Genomic DNA, 20,820 nt, shown 5'->3' with positions numbered 1-20,820 from the left:
AGATGAGACTTCTCATCTTTTTAGAGTAAGATCCCTCAGAGACGATGAGGTTGATAGGTTCGAGGTGGAAGCGTGGTGACACGTGTAGCTGACGAATACTAATAGATCGAGGACTTAACTATAATATATATGTTTATGTTGTCTTGTTGTAATTCTTATCTAGTTTTGAAGGTACATGAACTTCAAAATGGTTTAGTGACAATAGCGAAGAGGTCACACCTGTTCCCATGCCGAACACAGTAGTTAAGCTCTTCAGCGCTCATGGTAGTTGGGGCTTTGCCCCTGCGAGAGTAGGACGTCGCTAAGCTAAGTAAAAAGCATTTTCATCTCAAATGAGATGAAAATGCTTTTTTTATATAACTTAGTTGCATTTTTGGTTTCATTTGAATACAGTAGCAACATCTGAATTAAGCTAATGCAAATTTATTCGTTAAAAATGTTCAAAACCAGTCAGTTTAGGGTAAACATAAGAGACTCATAAATAAGTACTATTTATTATTGAAGTGCATGATTGACTCAACGGCTTAATTAGTAAAGGAGAGGTATAATTCTTGGTCCATAAAAACTCACGGATAGAAAAAAAGAAAAAACGACAAAATAAAACACAAAATGACAAATCAAAAAAGAAGAAATCATTATTTTTTAAAATACTGTTTACTTTAATTTTGCTAACTTTTGCTGTAACAGTGACAGGTGGTAGCTTATTCGCATACTACGCGAGTCAGGCACCTGAACTAAATAAAGAAGACTTAATCGATCCAATTGCTTCTGAAGTATTAGACAAAGATGGAGAGGTTATCACTAGACTCGGTACAGAGAACCGTGAACTAATAGATTATGAGGAGATTCCATCAATCGTGGAAAAAGCAGTACTTTCTACGGAGGACGTTAGATTTTATGATCACTATGGTGTAGATCCCATTCGACTAGGTAAAGCAGTATTTGCTAACTTTACAGATGGATTTGGTTCTGAAGGAGCAAGTACAATTACACAGCAAGTGATTAAGCAGTCATTTTTAACACCTGAGAAATCTTTAGAGCGTAAAGCTCAAGAAGCATGGCTTGCGTTTAAGTTTGAACAAGAATATAGCAAGTCTGAGATTTTGGAGATGTATCTTAACAAAACGTATTATTCAGATAGTATATACGGAATAGAGACAGCAGCTAACTATTACTTTAATAAAAGTATTGACGAATTGTCGCTATCAGAGGCTGCTTTATTAGCAGGGATACCACAAAGTCCTAATAATTATAATCCATATGATTATCCCGAGAAAGCAAAGGAAAGACGTAATACGGTACTTTATTTAATGAATTACCATGATCAAATAACTGTTGAGGAAATGGAAGAAGCGCAACAAGTAGCAATCATGGAAGATGTTGTGGAGAGAAATCAGGAAGACCGCGCGCAATTAACAACCAACCAAGGTTACAAGGCATTTATTGATTATGTGATTGAGCAGCTGGGTGAAAAGGGAGATTATAATATTTATGAAGATGGACTTCGCATTCATACAACCTTAGATCCCGACGCACAAAGTCATTTGGAAGAGATTCTAAATACAGAAGATATTATCGACTTTCCAGCTAATAAAAACAACCAGCCCTTCCAAGCAGGTGTTACGTTATTAGACACAAAATCAGGTGCCATTCGAGCGATTGGAGGTGGCAGAAACTACGGGGCTGAGGTGAAGAGAGGCTTTAACTTTGCAACAGATATTAACAGGCAATCTGGATCCGTAATTAAACCGTTATTAGATTATGCTCCTGCTATTGAAAATAAACAATGGTCAACAGCCCATATTATAGAAGACGAAGAATTTGAATATCAAGACGGTGGAAAGCCAAAAAACTGGGATGGTGCGTTTAAGGGAGCAATCTCTATACGTGAGGCACTCTGGGATTCACGGAATATCCCTGCTATTAAAGTATTTAACGAAGTAGGACATGAAAATGCTGTTGAATTCGTAAACAGACTCGGCTTGAATTATGATGATAATGAAGTTTATGAAAGTGCGGCTATTGGAGGAGATAGTACTGGTACTAATCCTATGGAAATGGCTGGTGCTTATGCTGCGTTTGGAAATGCAGGAATTTATAATGAGCCTTATGCCATTACTAAAGTTGAACGTAGAGACGGATCAATAGAAGAATTTTCATACGAAACAAATGCTGCGATGAAAGCCTCTACGGCTTATATGATTACAGATATGTTAAAAGAAGTAGTTGAAAACCCACAAGGTACGGGTACCGCTGCAGCAGTTCCTGGTTTAGAGATCGCTGGAAAAACAGGGACTACTAACTATACAGATGCGTTTAAACAAGCTAATAACATTGATTCTGGCGGTGCTCCTGACTCTTGGTTTGCTGGGTATACAACGCAATATACGGCAGCTATATGGACAGGGTATAAAGACCGTTCTAATCCTTTAACACAAACGGAACGAAAGACTGCACAGAAGTTATTTAATAACTTGATGCGTGAGGTTTCTGGGGAGGATACACCTAATTTCGAACGTCCTGATGATGTAATAGAAATAGAGGTCGAAAAGGGATCAAATCCAGTTAAACGAGCTAGTAAATTCACACCTGATGATCAAGTAGTGAGAGAACTATTCCTTAAAGGTTATGAACCATCGGCCGTATCGGATCAGTTTATTCCTAATTTGTCACCACCATCTAACACTGAGAATGAAGAAGATAATGGTGATTCTACCGATTCTGATACTAATTCTGATGAAGAGGAACAAACAGAAGAAACGGAAAGTAGTAGTGAAACAGAGGAGGAGGAATCCTCTGGAACTGATGATGCAGCTAATGACACGAATGAAGAGGAAAAATCAACAGAAGAAACGGAAGATAGTAGTGAAACAGAGGCGGAGGAATCAGTGGATACTGATGATGCGGCTAATGACACGAATGAAGAAGAACAATCAACAGAAGAAACAGAAGATAGCGGTGAAACAGAGGAAGAGGAATCCACAGATACTGATGATGCAACTAATGACACGGATGAAAATGAAGATAGTAGCGAATCAACAGAAGAGGAGACAGCCGACACTATTGATTCAACCGATGAAGGTGATCAATAATCTGGTAAATAATTAACGATTGGCTTGCTTGTTATAATTGTAATTGTTGTGTTCAATCTTACTTATTTTATGAGCATACTATAAGAAGTAAATAAATGTAGGGTATTACAGAAACTTCTGTAATACCCTTTTTGCTGTTTCTTCTTAATTTGATAGCTCTTTTTAACTACATGAAATTAGTAAACTAATGATAATTGTTCCAAATATCATCAGATAACATTGTTATTTAATGTTAAAATAGTTTTAAAGGTATGGATAAGTTAAGGGAAACTAGAAATACTGGTTAGGAGTTTTAAATATGAGTCAACAGCAAAAAAAGAACGGGATTAAAGCAATGAGATGGTTTGGTTTTATAATTGTGTTAATCGTATTATGGATAGAAAAAGCTATTATAACGCCAGAAAATGGTCGTGGACCTATATTAGGTTTCTCCTATTTAGCATCGATAGGAATTGTGATAGGAGCAACAATTACTTTCTATTTTGAATATAAAGACAAAAAAATGAAGAATAAGTAAATACTAAATGAAAACAATGGCGGTGGTTCTTTTGAACAAAAGTATCCCTGAAAAAATACATATTATAGATTCAGTTGGAAGTGGAAAGACTAGATTAGCGAGAATGTTTTCTGAGAAGCATGCTATACAACATTATGAATTAGATAATGTTGGGGTAACTACCGCTTTATTGAGAAGAAACGGCTTTCAAGTAATTTCAGAAGATCAATTTGATAATTGTGTCACAGTTATTTGATCAAACAGTCTTAGATATAAGTAGGCCATTTTTAATAGTACTAAGGGTTTATTGAATAGTAATATATCTTATCAAGCTATTAGACTAAATCGAACATTGAGACAATATAAGAAAAGTAACAACAATGACTAGTAGAGTGATAATCTTAGTGAGACAACCACCTCCTGCTAATGCTCCTAAATCACCAGTCTTGGAGTGGTTAACGGAGTCTGCAAAATTTCCCATTGGATTTTTCTGATGTTCTTCTAAACTTTTTCGATCTCGATCTCGATCATCTTGGTTCATAATCTTGCTCCTTATGCTTTTGGTTTAATACAATCAACTTGTATTAGCATACAGAGGATTGTAAGGTGTAGCTATTCTTCGTCATCACTTTCATCCGTATCTGTTTTATCAGCATCTTCATTATTTTCCCCAAACTTTTTTCTGCGTTTAGCTAAATCTCTTTGAAGAAATGGATTATCATCTCCGATTATACCACTATAGCTACCGAATCTAATTACAAAGAAGAACCCTGCAACTGCAAAAAGAACAAACAAAGAAATAATTATAATCTGAAATAACAATTGAATAACCTCCAATCAAAATATTGCGTATCATGCTATTTATAATTCCTTATTATTATATACGATCGAAATAGGAAAAAGTTTCAAGAAATGTTGGCAGTGTAAATGAACTATTCTTGTTTTCTACTAATCTAATATATTGATCTTAAGTGACTAATCATAGATTGCTGTTGACTATGGAAAATAGTGTTGTAAAATTAGCATATAGTAATAGGATATACAATAATAGGAAAGTCATGATTAATTCTCGTTAGTAAATGTAATGAAAACCGTCTAGATCCTAAAAAAAATTTCTTCATTATTAGCAAAGTTCACGCGTTATCTAGTCATCCAAGAGTGAGGATTGAAACAGAAGAAGTAAAAGATTCGGATGTTGAGACATTGGCAGATGAAGAAGCAACTGCTGCAACAACTGTTCTTTCAAAGCCTATAACTCAATATATTACAATTAGTTCATTGAATGTGCGGAGCGGTGCTGGTACAAACCATTCTGCTATTGATACGGTGACGGAAGGGGAAGAAGTGACGGTGTATGAAACAAATGGTTCTTGGAGTAAAGTTGAGTTTGCTAATCAAACAGGTTGGGTTTCTAGCAATTACCTTTCTGACACGAAGCCAGCAGTTAAAAAGACAACAACAGTAGCAGTGACTACTGAGAATGAATCTACTTCAACGCCATCCACAACAAAGAAAGAAGAATCGAAGCCAAAAGAGACTTCAAATGTCGCTGATGGATTGAAAACAGTCGACAAGAATAAGCAACTTATTCTTGTAACGACGAACGGCACAAATACAAGTAATGCGACGATTCAAACATTTGAAAAAGATGGGAATGGCAAATGGCAACCTGTGTTAAATGTCTCAGGACATGTTGGTAAGAATGGACTTGCGTCTAATAAGGTAGAAGGAGATAAAAGGGCTCCGATTGGCAAATACACGATTGGAACAGCTTTTGGCACAAAAGGAAATCCTGGAACAAAACTACCATTTCGGAATATCACCGATGATGATGTTTGGGTAGATGACTCAGATTCTTCACTCTACAATACGTGGCAATCCAAAAGTAAAACACAAGGACAATGGAACAGTGCCGAGAATATGAAAATCGGAGCTTATGCGAATGGATTTGTGATTAACTACAATACACAACGTACTCCGGGTAAAGGTAGTGCGATCTTTTTCCACATAGGAAATAGCTATACACTTGGTTGTACCGCTACATCAGAAGCAAATGTAGTCAAAATCATGAAATGGTTAGATCCTAGTAAAAATCCAGTTATCATTCAAACACCTACCGAAAATATAAGTAATTACTAATAAAAAATTCTACTTAGGACAAGTTCCTTTGTGGATTTTTTTATAATATGTAAAGAATTGTTCTAATGTTATGTTACTATTTTGTTGTGAGTGATTGCTCTTAAACGTAGCAAAAAGGTTAAAGAAGTTGATCAATTGAAGGGAAGGATAAAATGGTTGAAACAGCATGGGATATAAATGAAGTTAAACGTTTGAAAAAGATTCAATTAGTCCAGGGCAATCTCTATATGCTTTTATCTTTCGTTCTGTTTGTTTATCTTCTAATGAACGGAAAGGCTTTCGTTCTTATTGGTTTAGTTTGCGTACTTCTCTGGTTCTTTACAACTTCTATTTTCTATACTCTAAAAACAGGAAAGACAATCGGCACAAAGACTACCAGGCGTGTGTTAGAATATGACAAATATCGTTTAGGGAAGAAGCGTTGGAAGCGAAGAAAAATAATAGAAGCTGTCATAATCAGTATTAGTAGTGTTGGTTTTACAGTAACATTATTTGTTCCGGATTTTAACTATGTAAGATTTGACTTTATCAATGGTCTCCCATTTATTGGGGTCTGGATGGGCTATAATATAGGTGAGATTGTCAGAATAAGCGATTTGTAATAGGAGCGGTTTAACATGTTTGAAAAACTAGAGCCATTTACTAATCTTATTTTAAAGTTAATGTAGTTATGTTATACTAACTACAATAAATAAAGAAGGGACGATGGCTGACCAATGAAAATCTAATCTTATTTTTGAAGTTTGAAATTTTATATTTCAAATCACACGAAATAGGATTAGTCTGCCATTTTCTAAAAACGGATCAATAGCTTGTTCAGAGAATGTATTACTATGACTAATCCTTCCAAATAAATTGGGAGGATTTTTTTGTTCTCCCTATAAAGAGAGGGAATTGTGTATGAAAGAACTAGTGAAATTGCAACAGGTTCATTATGAAATAGTTGATCAGACGATTTTTGAAGATATAAATGTTAGTATCCAAACAGGTGATATTATCGGTGTTATTGGAAAAAACGGTGCAGGGAAGTCAACCTTATTACAACTAATTACGGGAGCGTTGTTACCGACAAAAGGAAACGTAAAATCGATAGAAATGAACCTCACAACCGTTTTTGTCGAACAAGAAACCGAGTCACACGCTCCTAAAGAAGTGACAACACGTGAAAGTACGTTACTTCATAAATGGCACGTGCCGGATCATGTGTATGCTAGATTAAGTGGTGGTGAAAAGTTAAAAGCACGACTTGCGCATGGATTTGCAGAAGAGGCTGATCTTTTATTAATGGATGAACCTACTAACCACCTCGATCAGCAAAGTACGACACTTTTAATAGAAGAAATAGTAAAATATAAGGGTACAATTATTCTGGTTTCGCATGATCGTTATTTTTTAGATGCTGTCACAACAAAGATATGGTCAATTGAAGATAAGAAACTTATCGAACACAAAGGCAATTATTCGAGTTACATGGCATTTCGTGAACAAAAACGACTTACGCAGCAACATGAGTATACGAAACAACAGAAAAATGTGGAACGAATTGAAAATCAAATGAAAGAGCTCACTTCATGGTCGAGTAAAGCACATGCACAATCGACAAAAAAAGAAGGCTATAAAGAACATTATCGAGTGAAAGCAAAGCGGATGGATAAACAAATAAAATCAAAACAAAAGCGTTTGGATAAAGAACTCGAAAAAGCCAAAGTAGAGCAGGTTAAGCCGGAATACGACGTACAGTTTTCAATTAGAGCGAACACAAAGGTTGGGAAACGATTTTTAGAAGTGAAAGGTTTAACAAAGAGATTTAGCGATCAAACGCTATTTAAGGATGTGACTTTCACTATTCAACACGGGGAAAAAGTTGGATTAATTGGTCCAAATGGTAGTGGCAAGACAACTTTTCTAAAAATACTCGTTGGTGACGAGCTGTCTGAGGGCGAGGTATGGCTTTCGCCAGCTGCGACGATTGGTTATTTAACACAAGAAGTGTTTGACCTACCATTGGAAAATACGCCAGAACAGCTATTTTTCAAAGAAACGTTCGAAGCAAGAGGAAAAGTACAGAATTTAATGCAGCATTTAGGATTTACTTCTTCCCAATGGCGAGAACCAATCCTTCATATGAGTATGGGAGAACGTGTGAAGTGCAAATTAATGGTGTATATACTAGAGGAAAAAGACGTACTAATTCTCGATGAGCCAACCAATCATCTAGACTTGCCATCACGTGAACAACTTGAAAATACATTAGCAGATTATAATGGTACACTATTAGTTGTATCACATGATTCGTATTTTCTTGATAAAACGACAAATGAGCAACTCCTTTTTTCAAATGAAAGTATTGTGAAACAATCGAAAGAAGCAAGCAATCGTCAAGAAAGTGAGCCAGATAAATTGCGTCTAACACTTGAAACAGAAAGACAAGAAGTACTAGGGAAGCTTAGTTTCATGACGCCAAAAGATAGTGGATATCCAGAACTTGATGAAAAATTTAATCAACTTACCAAACAAATAAATAATTTATTGTAAGGAATTGAAAAGGGTCATACAGACAATGCCACTCACGTGGAAACAGCTGTATGACCTCTTTTAATACAACTAACAAAAAAAGCGCCCACTAGGGACGCTTCAATTAAAGTTTATTTCCAAATATCCTTCGATACATCGACAATATGTTTTAGCTTATTCCACTGCTCATCTTCTGTTAAAAGATTACCATGGTGAGTTGAAGCAAAGCCACATTGTGGGCTAATACATAGTTGATCAAGTGGTACATATTTAGAAGCTTCTGCTACTCTAGCTTTTATTACTTCTTTATCTTCTAGTTCACCAGTTTTAGATGTGAAAACGCCTAAGACTACGCGTGGTCCGTCGTTTGGAACGTTTTCTAATGGTTCAAAACCGCCAGAACGCTCATCATCATATTCTAGGAAGAAACCATCTACTGCTTCATTAGCTAAAAGTTTAGGCGCGATCAGGTCATAACTGCCGGTAAATGCCCATTTTGAACGGTAGTTTCCACGGCATAGATGTGTAGTAACTACTAAATCTTCTGGTTTACCTTCTAATACACTGTTAACAACGTGTAGAGCTAGGTCAATTAATTTTTCTCTTGAATGGATTCCCTCGTTAAACGGGATATCTGGTGAAGAAAGTCCTGCAATATACACGTCATCTAATTGTAAGTAGCGAACGCCAGCATCGTAAAAAGCTTTTATTGCATCGCGATAGGCTGTAATTACGTCTTCTGCGTAATCGTCAATATTAGGATAAATAGCAGCATTTAAAATCCCAGCGTTGAACAATTGGTTTGGACTTGGAATTGTTAGCTTAGCGATAGCACGTCCTCCGACAATCTCGTTAAATATTTTGAATTCCTCAATATGCGGGTGAGCTGGATTAAATGCTACTTTTCCAATAACACGTACATCATAGCGCTCTGTTTCTTCACCTTTAAATTGAAAACCTTCGTTAGGTACATAACCCTCAACACCTTGTAAGTGCTCTAAGAAATCTGTGTGCCAGAATCTACGACGGAATTCTCCGTCTGTTACAGCTTCTAATCCAACTTCGATTTGTTTATCGACGATTCTTTTAATCTCTTTATTTTCTATTTCGTGTAAATCAGCTTTACTAATTACTCCCTCAGCAAGTTGCTTACGTGCTTGATGGATACTCTCCGGTCTTAGTAAACTTCCTACATGGTCTGCTCTAAATGGTGCCTTTGTTGCTGTTTTTGTCATTTTAATTCCCCTCTTCCGAATAGTTTTAAGATGACAAACAAACTTGATCCATACGCGACATTCCTTAGGAAGAACGTTAAATAAAAAGTAAAAACCCCTTCTTGTGAAAAGAAGAGGTTTGAATTAACGGTTTCTCCTCTTATCTTCAGCAATACGCTTCTGGATTTAGCACAGTACTTGTTAGTCTGCTGCTGAAGCTTCAAAGGGCCAGTCCCTCCACTTCTCTGGATAAGATTATTTGTTTGTAGTTATCTTAATTTTGAGAATACTAGTATTTGCTCTACTTGTCAAGATGAATTTTAAAAAATGTGATAGAGTTAATCTAAAATTAACGTTTGATTAAAAATTCTGATAATTTATGCTATGCTAGTAGTTACAGAAAAAAGTATACATAATTATTCGTGTTGAAGAAGCGAGTAAGGGAGAATGCTCGATGCGAATAATAATTTTCAAAAAAAATAATGATGCGATTTGAGAGGGGAACAAAAGTGAATAAAAAATTCCTGGATTTACTTGCTCAAAGTTATGACAGCGAAGAAAAAGTAGTAACCGAGATTATTAATTTGGAAGCAATTCTTAATCTTCCTAAGGGAACAGAGCATTTTGTAAGTGATTTACACGGCGAGTATCAAGCCTTTCAACACGTATTACGAAATGGGTCAGGCAGGGTCAAAGAGAAAATAACGGACCTGTTTAAAGATCAGTTAACTGATAAAGAAATCAATGATTTTGCTGCATTAGTTTACTATCCAGTAGAGAAATTACAATTAATAAAGAATGATTTTAACAACGACGAAGCATTACATAGTTGGTATCGAGAAATAATTGAAGATATGATGGAGCTTATTGCTTATGCATCCTCTAAATATACGCGGTCAAAGTTGCGAAAAGCATTGCCTAAACAGTTCGTTTATATCATAGAAGAGCTCTTATATAAGACGGATGAATTCATAAATAAAAAAGAGTACTATACAAAAATCATCCAGCAAATTATTTCCCTTGGTCAGGCTGATAAACTGATAATTGGCCTTAGTTATACGACCCAAGAACTGGTTGTCGATCACCTACATGTAGTGGGGGATATTTATGATCGTGGACCTGAACCAGATAAAGTGATGGATACACTTGCTAATTATCATTCTGTGGATATTCAGTGGGGGAATCATGACGTACTATGGCTAGGTGCTTTCTCGGGATCAAAAGTTTGTCTTGCTAATATTATTCGTATCAGTGCGCGGTATAACAATTTAGATATTATTGAAGATGTGTATGGAATAAACCTTAGACCACTGCTCAATCTTGCGGAGAAATACTATCAGGATAATCCAGCCTTTAGGCCAAAAGTAGATTCCGGGGATAAACTATCAGATCATGAACAATTACAAATCACGAAGATACATCAAGCCATTACAATGATCCAGTTCAAATTGGAGAGTCCTATCATAAAGAGGCGTGCCTACTTTGAGATGTCAGACAGGCTATTACTGGAGAAAATTGATTATGATAAGGATGAAATAACGATTCAAGGTGAAACCTATCCACTGGAAAATAGTTGTTTTGCAACAATTAATCCTGAAAAGCCTGATCAATTGTTAGCAGAAGAAGAGGAAGTAATGAACCGATTATTATTTTCTGTCCAGAAGTCAGAGAAGTTTGCCCGACATATGCGCTTTTTGATGAAGAAAGGTAGTCTCTATTTAAAATATAATGGAAATCTATTAATTCATGGCTGTATTCCACTAGATGAAGAAGGAAATATGGAGGAAATGGTTATTGAAGATAAGACCTACGCGGGTCGTGAACTGTTTGATATCTTTGAATATTATTTACGGAATGCCTTTGCACATCCTGAAAATACAGATGATTTGGCAACAGATATGGTTTGGTATTTATGGACAGGGGAACATTCATCCCTCTTTGGAAAAAAAGAAATGACGACCTTTGAGAGGTATTTCATCACGGATGAGATAACACACAAAGAGAGGAAGAACGTTTACTACCATTTACGAGAGAATGAGGATACATGTCGAAAAATTTTAACGGAATTTGGGCTTAATCCAGATCAAGGCCATATTGTAAACGGACATACACCGGTAAAAGAAATTAACGGTGAAAATCCGGTTAAAGCAAATGGAAAACTGATTGTGATTGACGGTGGCTTTTCTAAAGCATATCAATCAAAAACAGGAATTGCAGGATACACGTTATTATATAATTCGTATGGGATGCAGCTTGTTGCCCACAAAAAATTTAACTCAAAAGAAGAAATACTAGCAAATGGTGCAGATGTGTTATCCGTTAAAAGATTAGTAGACAAGGAATTAAAGCGGAAAAAGGTAAAAGAAACGAATGTTGGCGAAGAATTATTACAAGAAGTTGCTATGCTACATCGTTTGATGGATTATCGCTATATGAAGTGATCAAAATAAAATTCAATACAAAAAAGGGGCAGGCGCAATGAGCCTTGTCCCTTTTTTAACTGAACGGGTTTCAATTAATTTTTAAGTCAATAGCTGAAGTATCAACCTTATCCCCAAACCATTCTGTTAACTTGTCTTTTGCTTTTAACTTAATCGAGTCATCAATATACATCGCCACTTGGAACAAAGCAAACCCAAGAGCACCAAGATCATCTGTGTAACCAACACCAGTAACAAAGTCTGGAATTAAGTCTAGTGGTAAGATAAAATATCCTAATGCACCGATAATAACGGCTTTTGCTTTGGTAGGTACTTCCGGTTTTTGGAGCGTATAATATAACAGTAACACGGCATAAACCACGGAAGAACCAGCCTTCTTAGCGAACTTTTTCAACTTCCCCCAAAACTTTTCATCCGAATAATGTTCACTTGCTTGTTGCATTTCTTTGTCTATATTATCAAGATTATCAGATTTATGTGCCATGTTTAATCTCTCCTTTAGTGTAGCATGTACTTTTATTTTACTAGAAAATGTCGAAAGTATATACTAAAACGCACAAAATAAGTACGCTAGGTTAGATCAATTTTGGAATCAATATTTTTAACGTACGTAAAGTGTAAATGAGTTTAATTTATGGTTTATAAACGCTATTATCCGTGCCTCGTTATTTCAGAACGTTTATCCTTTTTATCTAGGCTATAACTAATAAAAGCTAACCCAGAGGCAATTAATGCTGCTAGTCCTCCAACCCATGAAAGATGTTCTAAACTTCCTGTTGCTACAACTAATCCGCCCAAGGTAGAACCTAATGCAATGCCGATATTAACAGCTACTGGTGTTAAGGAAGAAGCAAAGTCTTTTGCAGTTGGAGAATGCTTCTCTGCTAAATCCATTAAATATAATTGAATGGTTGCATTCATTACATAAATCATTATTGCCATTAACATAATACTTATAAGGCCTGCAATGGTAAAAGACATTGTAAAATATAGTGAAGTCAAAATGACAGCCTGAATAATGAATATAAAGCGTAGTTTACGCATGCCATTTTTACTAGCAATTTTACCTGCTAAAAAGTTGCTGATTATTGAAAATGCACCATAGGCAAGCAAGACGATACTTACATACCTTGTTGGAATAGCCAATTCGTTTTCTATAATCGGTGTAATATAAGTGTATATGGTATAAGTTCCCGAGATTGCAAAAGTAGGAATAAAAAAGGCTAAGATAATTCTAGGATGTGTAAACAAGCTGAGTTGATCCTTTAGAGAACTCTTAGAACTTGTTAAATTCCTTGGTAGAACCAACATACTAATGATAAATGCAATAACGCCGAGAAGTGCAGTTAACCAAAATGTCATATGCCAACTAGCAAATTGTCCGATAAAGGTTCCTAGAGGTACCCCTAAGACATTCGCAATCGTAAAACCGGCAAATATAGAAGCGATAACAGCTGGTTTCTTGACTTTTGGCATTGCATCACTAGCAATTGACATAGACAACGCAGTCAATACACCACTTACAACTGCAGTTACAATTCGAGAAGCAAATAAAATCGTGTAGGTACCTGCTAGCGCGCTCACGACATTTCCTAAGATAAAGATTGCTATCAGAATCAACATGAGTGGATATTTTGAGAACCTACTTAAAAAGGCGGTCAATACAGGTGTACCGATTGCATAAGCAATTGCAAATCCTGATACCAATGTTCCAGCAGTTACGACAGTTATTCCTATATCAGTAGAGACCTCTGTTAGTAAACCTACGATAACAAACTCACTTGTCCCCATCACAAAGGTAAGCAATGTTAGTGTGAATGCCAAAATTTTTTGTTTCGTACTTAGTGAATCTTCGTTTATGTTACGAGTCATACAATTTTCACTCCATTTTCTATTAGTTGCTGGGATTCTTTTTATGTTGTTCGAAAAATATATATAGATATCCAGAATGAAAAATTAACTTTATAAAAAGCCAAAAGCTAGTCCGTAGACAGGTAACTTCATTTTACCTATCAACTTCATACTATCTAGATATCTAGAATAATCGATATTAAAGTAGTTTTAAAACAGAAATCTTACTATTCTAGATTTCTGTTTTAAGAAATTCTGCTAATTGAAGAATTGTTTCTTCGTTTCTTCTATAATACGTCCATTGGCCATAGCGAACAGATTCGAGAAGCCCAGCTTTCTGCATCATATTCAAGTAATGGGAAACCGTAGATTGAGAAGCTCTCGCTTTTTCTTGAATATCACCAACACAAACGCCACCCTCGATACTTACCTCCTTTGGAAGATGAGCCTGTTGCTCAGGGAAATGCTTCTCCGGTTCCTTCAACCACTGTAAAATGTTAAGCCGCGTTTCATTTGATAATACTTTAAATAATTCTATTTGTTTCATATGAGTATTATATATCGAGTTATTTCGATATGTCAATCATTTAAGGTTGTCCCATGGAAATTGCCTGTTATAAACTGAATGGATTGCAGAACGAAGATATTTGCTGGGATAGAAGAGTGTTTTTTGGTATGATATTGTTATACGTAATTAAGTGATGGAAATTTAATCAACTTAAAAAGAGATCGTCTTTCAACCATGAATAAATAAAAAAAGGGGAATAGCTAATGGAGAAGAATGTCAATACATATGCGGTAGAAGCGACGAATCTCACGAAGTTTTTTGGCAAAGATCGTGCTGTCGATGGAGTAAGTTTAAAAGTGCCAAAGGGAATTGTCTATGGTTTTCTTGGACCAAATGGTGCTGGTAAAACGACGATGATTCGTATGCTTGCAACATTATTGAAGCCTAATGAGGGTGAAGCTAAAGTTATGGGCTATGATCTCGTTCAAGAAGCGGATTCTGTCAGACAATCGATTAGCTTGACTGGCCAATTTGCATCTGTTGATGAGGAACTGTCGGGAAGAGAGAACTTAGTTTTCATCGGTCGTTTAGTCGGTTTTACTAGTAAAGAGGCTAAAAAAAGAGCGGATGACTTATTAAGAGCTTTTAAATTGGAGGAAGCCAGTAAACGTCAGGTCAAGAAGTATTCAGGAGGCATGCGGCGTCGAATTGATATTGCTGCAAGTATTGTTACCTCACCAGACCTGCTTTTCTTAGATGAACCAACAACTGGACTTGATCCTAGAAGTCGAAATCAAGTGTGGGATATTATTCGTGCGTTAGTAAAAAACGGTACGACTGTTTTTTTGACAACGCAATATTTAGAAGAAGCGGACCAATTGGCTGATTTAATTGGTGTAATCGATCAAGGTAAATTAATTGCAGAAGGAACGAGTAAAGAATTAAAAGCATCCATTGGTGCTGGAAGTTTAACGGTACACTTTGATGATATTGAGGAATTAGCGAAAGCTACCAAGATATTTGAAGAACAGCTAGATCAATCGCCAGAAGCAAATTTAAGGGAAATATCCTTAACTGTTCCGATAAAAGAACACGCAAAAGCGGCTAAAGCGATAGGAGAATTGGCAAATGCGGTTGTTCAAATTAAGGAATTCTCGATGAGCCAGCCTAGTTTGGATGAAGTTTTCCTTACTTTAACTGGGAAACTACCAGAAAGCGAAGGAGGGGACGAAGCGAATGGCCAAAAATGATCAACACTCCTTTGAAGAAGCGATAACGAAAATAGCACGTCCAAAAAAACCGAGTGCGATAAATGCTTCTACTACTTTTGCATGGCGAGCGTTATTACGAATTCGCTATGTACCTGAACAATTATTTGATGTAACGGTATTCCCTGTCATCTTTTTATTAATGTTTACCTATCTATTTGGTGGAGCGATTTCAGGTTCAACTGGGGAATATTTAGACTTTGTACTACCTGGAATTCTCGTTATGACTGTGTCGATGATTACAATGTATACTGGACTTGATTTGAATAAAGATATCGAGAAAGGCGTTTTTGATCGCTTTCGAACATTACCGATCTGGAGACCAGCTGTATTAGTCGGTGCACTGGCCGTTGATGCTGTTCGCTATTTAATTGCATCTACGATTATGATTACCCTCGGATATATTTTAGGTTTTAGACCAGAGGCAGGGTTTGTCGGTGTGGTCTTAGGCGTTTTGTTGCTGCTGTTTTTCGCATTCAGTCTTTCTTGGATTTGGACGATGCTCGGGATTATTGTACGTACTGAAAAAGCACTGATGGCCATGAGTATGATGATCTTATTTCCATTAACTTTTTTAAGTAGTGTATTTGTAGACCCAACGACTATGCCTAATTGGCTACAGAAATTTGTTGAAATTAACCCAATCACCTTTGTCGTTGATGCCGTACGTAGCTTAATTCATGGTACGGCTGCACTAAACGATATCATGATGGTATTTTATATTTCAATTGGATTACTCCTTGTATTTGGACCTTTAACGATGTACTTTTTTAGAAATAAGAATTAATACGTGATGACTCATTGCGAACAGTGCCAGTCACTGTTCGCATTTTGGAGTTATTTTCAACTTAAATCTAGATTGAATACGCGATGTTAAAAATAACAAAAGGGTTGGGTAAACACTGATTGCTGTTCTTGCATATTATTTCTTGTTTAACTGCTAATCAAATAAAGGAGAGAATCTAATGGAAATGATTTGTGAGTCAGACAAATTAGAAGATTATTTGCGGGAAGGAAATGAAGTTAATTACTCTAATTCATTGATCAAGGAAAAGGTTGGGGAACTTTTTAGCGCGACGCAAACAGAGGTTGAAAAAGTAAAAGTAGCCTTTGAATTTGTCCGTGATGAAATATCTCACTCTTGGGATATTCAGGGGGAACGTGTGACTTGCATTGCATCAGATGTGTTAAAATACAAAGAAGGAATTTGTTATGCTAAAACTAATCTATTAGCAGCTTTATTGCGTGCTCAGGGAATACCAACAGGTTTCTGTTATCAACGATTAATGTTGTTTGATACGCCAGATAAAGGTTATAGTATTCATGCTTTGAATGCTGTTTATTTTAAATCACTTAAAAGATGGATAAGGCTAGATACTCGTGGCAATAAAGAGGGAATCGATGCTCAATTTTCAATTGATGAAGAACGATTAGCTTTTACCACACAAGAGAAATTGGATGAAGTGGACTATCCAATTATTTATACAAATCCCACTCCTAAAACAATAGCTGTATTAGAAGAAAATATAGATGCAATTGAAATGTATAAATATCATTTAACACAATATTTATAGTTGTTGCACTAACAAATAGCATACTTAAATAAATTTAATAAGGTGGGCCACTAACATGACAAAAAGCAATAAAAAGGAATTGTCACTAGAACAACGAGAAGAATTACTAACTGTGCTGAAAGACCGTTTTGAGAAAAATATGGACCGTCATAAAGATCTTGAATGGGATAAAATTCAGGCAAAGCTGGATGCTAATTCTGAAAAGCTCTGGTCGCTCAATGAAATGGAAGCAACTGGTGGTGAAGTCGATGTTGTAGGGTTTGATAAGAGTAAGGATGCATATATCTTTTTTGATTGTGCAGTGGAAAGTCCTAAAGGCCGCAGAAGTGTTTGTTACGACCTTGAAGCCCTGGAGTCAAGGAAAAAATATAAACCCGAAAATAACGCTATCGATATGGCAAATGCCATGGGGATAGAACTTTTGACTGAGGAAGAATACCGAGAACTACAGAAACTTGGGAATTTCGATATGAAAACGTCGAGCTGGGTGCAAACACCTGCTAATATTAGAAAACTTGGCGGAGCTATCTTTTGTGATCGACGTTATGACACTGTCTTTATGTACCACAATGGCGCAGATTCCTACTACGGTGCAAGGGGTTTCCGTGGCTCACTAAAAGTATAAATTTTTCGCGAATGGGTAAATGTGAACGTCAATACGGATAACCTAGGAAAAAGGATTAATATCTTGTTCATCGCATGATACATGATAAAACATAGGAGGCAAAAATAATATGAGAATTATTGTTACAAGTATATTTGTACAAGATCAAGCAAAGGCGCTGGATTTTTATTCAAAAACGTTGGGATTTGTTAAAAAGCATGACGTTCCTGCAGGAGAATTCAGGTGGATCGCACTAGTTACTCCTGGGGATGAGGAAGGTACCGAGCTTATCCTCGAACCAAATAACCATCCAGCCGCCAATGCGTATCAAAAAAAACTATTCGAAGATGGCATCCCTGTAACCATGTTTGGCGTTGGAGATGTTCATAAAGAGTACGATAGATTAATTAAACACGGCGTGAAATTCACTTTGGAACCAGTTAAAATGGGCGAAGTTACTATGGCTATTTTCGATGATACATGTGGCAACCTTATTCAGATAGTACAGAAGTAACCAATGGTGTATATGTTATTAAATCGTAGAGGGGATTATTATGACAATTAGTGATAAATTAAACTTGAAGAAATATAATAATCTTGCTGTTCTTGATCAACCAAGCGATTATGCTTTATTTAATGGATATAAGACGGAACTAACGCGAGATCATGATGCTATTTTCATCTTTGTTGAAACAGTTGAGCAAATGGTGAACCATACTGCACATATCATTGATGTGGGACAATTACTTGAAAAAGGATACTTATTTTTTGCCTATCCGAAAAAAGGGAACAAGCGGTATGATACGTTTGTTCACAGAGATGCTATCTTTCCAGCAATGAAAGTAGGCGAAGATGGCTATATAGGTAAAAGTGATGTGAAATTTTCTCGGATGGTAAGCATGGATGATGTATTTACTGTCGTTGGTTTAAAACGCGAAAAGAAGAAAGTGAAAAAATCATCTGCTGCAAGTCAGTGTGTAGCTGATTACGATGCTAATGTGAGCGATGTGGAAAAGCTATTAACAGATCACCCAAATGAACTAAAGTTCTATCAGGATTTAACTGCAGGTTATCAAAGGGATTGGGCGCGTTATATCTTTTCAGCTAAGCAACAGAAAACACGTGATAAACGCCATGCTCAAATGGTCGATATCCTATCACAAGGGTATAAATCAGTTGATTTGTATCGTCAGAAAAATAAATAGATAGCTAAAGGATGTCATATCTATTATGTAGCAATAAGAAAAAATAAAAATACATAAATAGAGGTTTATAAACGAGTTGTTACATGTAGGAAGGAAGTAAAATACGATGGATCTTGAAACAGTAATGCAAGAACTTGAAGCACTAGGTAAGGAACGAACTAAAAAAATGTACCTATCAAATGGTGCGAATGAGCCACTTTTTGGTGTGGCTACAGGTGCTATGAAACCAATCGTCAAGAAAATAAAAATAAATCAACGGTTAGCTGAAGAACTTTATAACACGGGTAACTATGATGCAATGTACTTTGCAGGTATTATTGCAGATCCAAAAGCGATGACCGAATCAGATTTTAATCGTTGGATGGATGGAGCATATTTTTACATGCTATCTGATTATGTGGTTGCAGTAACTTTATCAGAGTCAGATATTGCAGAAACCGTTGCTGATAAATGGATTACAAGCGGTGACGAGCTAAGAATGTCAGCTGGATGGAGCTGTTACTGTTGGCTTTTGGGAAATCGTAAGGACGATGCATTTTCAGAAAGCAAGATTTCTAATATGCTTGATCTTGTCAAGAGTTCGATTCATGACTCGCCAGAACGAGCGAAGTCCGCTATGAATAATTTTCTGAACACCGTGGGTATTTCATATTTACCCCTACATGAAAAAGCAGTCGAGACTGCAAAGGAAGTAGGCATAGTAGAAGTTAAACGGAATAAGAAAAAGAACAGTTTCCTAAACGCTAACGAAAGCATTCAAAAAGAAATTGATAGAGGAAGAATTGGTTTTAAACGCAAACATGTGAGGTGTTAACATTTATTTCATATAGTGGATGTTGTTGCAAAAGGGTGGCGCACTCTTGATTGAAGTTACTGAATAAAGGCTTACGTGTTTGTACTATTTTCGTAAATTTATTGCTTGCTTTAGAGAAAGCAGAATCGGTTTGTATGCAATGAGGTTTGTACGAACCGTTCCCTTAGCGAAGGGATGAACCTTTTATAAACTAGTAACAGGAAAAGAGGCGTTTTTTAATTGATAGAATGTATTGTGCAAAATAAAAATGATGCAATAGAAGCGGAGAAATTAGGGGCTAGTAGACTCGAGCTAGTTTCGGCTATTCAATTGGGCGGTTTAACTCCATCGTATGGAACGATAAAAACAACGCTGAAAGATGTACAAATCCCTGTTCAAGTTATGATCAGACCGCACAACTATGGTTTTATGTATAGTTCAACTGATAAGGAAGCAATGAAGGAAGATATCGCGTCTTTATACGAAATAGGTCATTACCGAATTGTAATCGGGGCACTTGATCAGAATAATAAAATAGATACAGCTTTTCTTACTGATCTATTTAAGGAATTTCCAGATCTAAATGTAACCTTTCATCGCGCATTTGATGAAGTAGAAGACCAATTGGAAGCTTATCAATCATTAGTGCCTTATCGGAATAATATTAAGAGAATATTGACTTCTGGTGGTGCAGCTAGCTGTTTGGAAGGTACCCTGTCGTTGCAAAAATTAATGCAATTGCAACATCAATTAAATGGTCCGGCAATACTGCCTGGAAGTGGTGTGAAATTAGACAATTTGCAAGAATTAGATGATGCAGTCGGAGCTGATGAATATCATTTTGGTAGCGGAGTTAGAAAGCAGCATTCATTTGAGGCAGGTTTTGATGACACGGTCTTTGAAGGAATTAAACAAGTACTATCCGATAGATAAACATATGTGACTAAGAACCAAAACCCAGTTTCGATATAGAACTGGGTTTTTATTGTACAAAGTCATGTATAATTAAATCTTGATAGATGATTACTTCAGCAAGATTGATTGCCTACTTCTAGATATCTTCTCTTTTAAACTACAAATTAAAGACATTTATTTTAAAATAATGTGATTATAATCTTATC

The 20,820-nt window shown here is 36.2% G+C and carries 21 protein-coding genes, 2 rRNA genes and 1 riboswitch; of the genes, 17 read left to right on the top strand and 6 right to left on the bottom strand.

The features are described 5' to 3' along the window. From D2K60_RS12705 to D2K60_RS21220, 5 genes are all read left to right on the top strand, one after another. A 23S ribosomal RNA gene (locus tag D2K60_RS12705) occupies nucleotides 1-122 on the top strand; the annotation flags it as partial. A gap of 69 nt (nucleotides 123-191) precedes the next feature. Further along, nucleotides 192-307 (top strand): 5S ribosomal RNA (gene rrf / locus D2K60_RS12700). 244 nt (nucleotides 308-551) lie between these two features. Next, nucleotides 552-3,092, top strand: coding sequence for a transglycosylase domain-containing protein (locus tag D2K60_RS12695; protein ID WP_117170336.1), 2,541 nt, complete (start codon nucleotides 552-554; stop codon nucleotides 3,090-3,092). Between the two features lie 298 nt (nucleotides 3,093-3,390). Next, a complete protein-coding gene (locus D2K60_RS12690; protein WP_117170335.1) occupies nucleotides 3,391-3,609 on the top strand; it encodes a hypothetical protein in 219 nt (72 codons plus the stop codon). A 31-nt stretch (nucleotides 3,610-3,640) separates the two neighbouring features. Continuing rightward, nucleotides 3,641-3,844 (top strand): P-loop NTPase family protein, encoded by a 204-nt coding sequence (locus tag D2K60_RS21220; protein ID WP_117170334.1) that lies wholly within the window; start codon nucleotides 3,641-3,643, stop codon nucleotides 3,842-3,844. Between the two features lie 84 nt (nucleotides 3,845-3,928). Here D2K60_RS21220 and D2K60_RS12680 read toward each other — a convergent pair whose 3' ends face one another. Then, on the bottom strand, nucleotides 3,929-4,129 hold the full coding sequence (locus D2K60_RS12680; RefSeq protein ID WP_117170333.1) for a DUF6366 family protein: 201 nt from the start codon (nucleotides 4,127-4,129) through the stop codon (nucleotides 3,929-3,931). A gap of 71 nt (nucleotides 4,130-4,200) precedes the next feature. After that, nucleotides 4,201-4,410 (bottom strand): hypothetical protein, encoded by a 210-nt coding sequence (locus D2K60_RS12675; RefSeq protein WP_117170332.1) that lies wholly within the window; start codon nucleotides 4,408-4,410, stop codon nucleotides 4,201-4,203. A 336-nt stretch (nucleotides 4,411-4,746) separates the two neighbouring features. On the opposite strand from D2K60_RS12675, the gene D2K60_RS12670 reads away from it, so the two are divergent. From D2K60_RS12670 to abc-f, 3 genes are all read left to right on the top strand, one after another. After that, nucleotides 4,747-5,727 carry an SH3 domain-containing protein gene (locus tag D2K60_RS12670; protein WP_240335319.1) on the top strand — a complete coding sequence of 327 codons (981 nt, stop codon included), beginning with the start codon at nucleotides 4,747-4,749 and terminating at the stop codon, nucleotides 5,725-5,727. Between the two features lie 152 nt (nucleotides 5,728-5,879). After that, nucleotides 5,880-6,329, top strand: coding sequence for a hypothetical protein (locus D2K60_RS12665; RefSeq protein ID WP_117170331.1), 450 nt, complete (start codon nucleotides 5,880-5,882; stop codon nucleotides 6,327-6,329). Between the two features lie 298 nt (nucleotides 6,330-6,627). Further along, entirely contained in the window at nucleotides 6,628-8,262 is a 1,635-nt protein-coding gene (abc-f, locus tag D2K60_RS12660) for a ribosomal protection-like ABC-F family protein (protein ID WP_117170330.1), read from the top strand. A 110-nt stretch (nucleotides 8,263-8,372) separates the two neighbouring features. On the opposite strand, the gene D2K60_RS12655 is transcribed toward abc-f, so the two are convergent. After that, nucleotides 8,373-9,476 carry a 5-methyltetrahydropteroyltriglutamate--homocysteine S-methyltransferase gene (locus tag D2K60_RS12655; RefSeq protein WP_117170329.1) on the bottom strand — a complete coding sequence of 368 codons (1,104 nt, stop codon included), beginning with the start codon at nucleotides 9,474-9,476 and terminating at the stop codon, nucleotides 8,373-8,375. A gap of 136 nt (nucleotides 9,477-9,612) precedes the next feature. Next, nucleotides 9,613-9,711: riboswitch (SAM riboswitch) on the bottom strand. A 253-nt stretch (nucleotides 9,712-9,964) separates the two neighbouring features. Between D2K60_RS12655 and D2K60_RS12650 the strand changes: the two genes are divergently transcribed. Continuing rightward, the gene (locus tag D2K60_RS12650) at nucleotides 9,965-11,896 is read left to right on the top strand and encodes a fructose-1,6-bisphosphatase (RefSeq protein WP_117170328.1); all 1,932 of its coding nucleotides are present in this window, start codon (nucleotides 9,965-9,967) and stop codon (nucleotides 11,894-11,896) included. Nucleotides 11,897-11,966: 70 nt separating this feature from the next. On the opposite strand, the gene D2K60_RS12645 is transcribed toward D2K60_RS12650, so the two are convergent. The 3 genes from D2K60_RS12645 to D2K60_RS12635 form a co-directional block, all read right to left on the bottom strand. Continuing rightward, nucleotides 11,967-12,338, bottom strand: coding sequence for a YkvA family protein (locus tag D2K60_RS12645; protein ID WP_117170413.1), 372 nt, complete (start codon nucleotides 12,336-12,338; stop codon nucleotides 11,967-11,969). Between the two features lie 209 nt (nucleotides 12,339-12,547). Then, complete coding sequence (locus D2K60_RS12640; RefSeq protein ID WP_117170327.1) at nucleotides 12,548-13,768, bottom strand: MFS transporter; 1,221 nt, start codon at nucleotides 13,766-13,768, stop codon at nucleotides 12,548-12,550. A gap of 211 nt (nucleotides 13,769-13,979) precedes the next feature. Beyond that, complete coding sequence (locus D2K60_RS12635) at nucleotides 13,980-14,294, bottom strand: ArsR/SmtB family transcription factor (protein WP_117170412.1); 315 nt, start codon at nucleotides 14,292-14,294, stop codon at nucleotides 13,980-13,982. A gap of 224 nt (nucleotides 14,295-14,518) precedes the next feature. On the opposite strand from D2K60_RS12635, the gene D2K60_RS12630 reads away from it, so the two are divergent. The 8 genes from D2K60_RS12630 to D2K60_RS12595 all read left to right on the top strand — a co-directional run bounded on the left by D2K60_RS12630 (nucleotide 14,519) and on the right by D2K60_RS12595 (nucleotide 20,632). Further along, the gene (locus D2K60_RS12630) at nucleotides 14,519-15,505 is read left to right on the top strand and encodes an ATP-binding cassette domain-containing protein (RefSeq protein ID WP_117170326.1); all 987 of its coding nucleotides are present in this window, start codon (nucleotides 14,519-14,521) and stop codon (nucleotides 15,503-15,505) included. Further along, nucleotides 15,492-16,310 (top strand): ABC transporter permease, encoded by an 819-nt coding sequence (locus tag D2K60_RS12625; protein ID WP_117170325.1) that lies wholly within the window; start codon nucleotides 15,492-15,494, stop codon nucleotides 16,308-16,310. The genes D2K60_RS12630 and D2K60_RS12625 overlap by 14 nt, the downstream gene beginning before the upstream one ends. 178 nt (nucleotides 16,311-16,488) lie before the next feature. Further along, entirely contained in the window at nucleotides 16,489-17,097 is a 609-nt protein-coding gene (locus D2K60_RS12620) for a transglutaminase-like domain-containing protein (protein WP_117170324.1), read from the top strand. A gap of 55 nt (nucleotides 17,098-17,152) precedes the next feature. Further along, entirely contained in the window at nucleotides 17,153-17,722 is a 570-nt protein-coding gene (locus D2K60_RS12615; RefSeq protein ID WP_117170323.1) for a DUF4256 domain-containing protein, read from the top strand. A gap of 109 nt (nucleotides 17,723-17,831) precedes the next feature. Beyond that, the gene (locus D2K60_RS12610) at nucleotides 17,832-18,215 is read left to right on the top strand and encodes a VOC family protein (RefSeq protein ID WP_117170322.1); all 384 of its coding nucleotides are present in this window, start codon (nucleotides 17,832-17,834) and stop codon (nucleotides 18,213-18,215) included. 40 nt (nucleotides 18,216-18,255) lie between these two features. Next, entirely contained in the window at nucleotides 18,256-18,906 is a 651-nt protein-coding gene (locus D2K60_RS12605) for a YdeI/OmpD-associated family protein (RefSeq protein ID WP_117170321.1), read from the top strand. Between the two features lie 106 nt (nucleotides 18,907-19,012). After that, nucleotides 19,013-19,720, top strand: a complete 708-nt coding sequence (locus D2K60_RS12600) for a DNA alkylation repair protein (RefSeq protein ID WP_117170320.1) — start codon at nucleotides 19,013-19,015, stop codon at nucleotides 19,718-19,720. 219 nt (nucleotides 19,721-19,939) lie between these two features. Then, a complete protein-coding gene (locus tag D2K60_RS12595; protein WP_117170319.1) occupies nucleotides 19,940-20,632 on the top strand; it encodes a copper homeostasis protein CutC in 693 nt (230 codons plus the stop codon). Nucleotides 20,633-20,820: the final 188 nt, after the last annotated feature.

It is taken from the genome of Paraliobacillus sediminis (assembly GCF_003426055.1).
The sequence above is the reverse complement of the archived record's forward strand: the minus strand, read 5'-3'. Positions and strand labels throughout refer to the sequence as shown.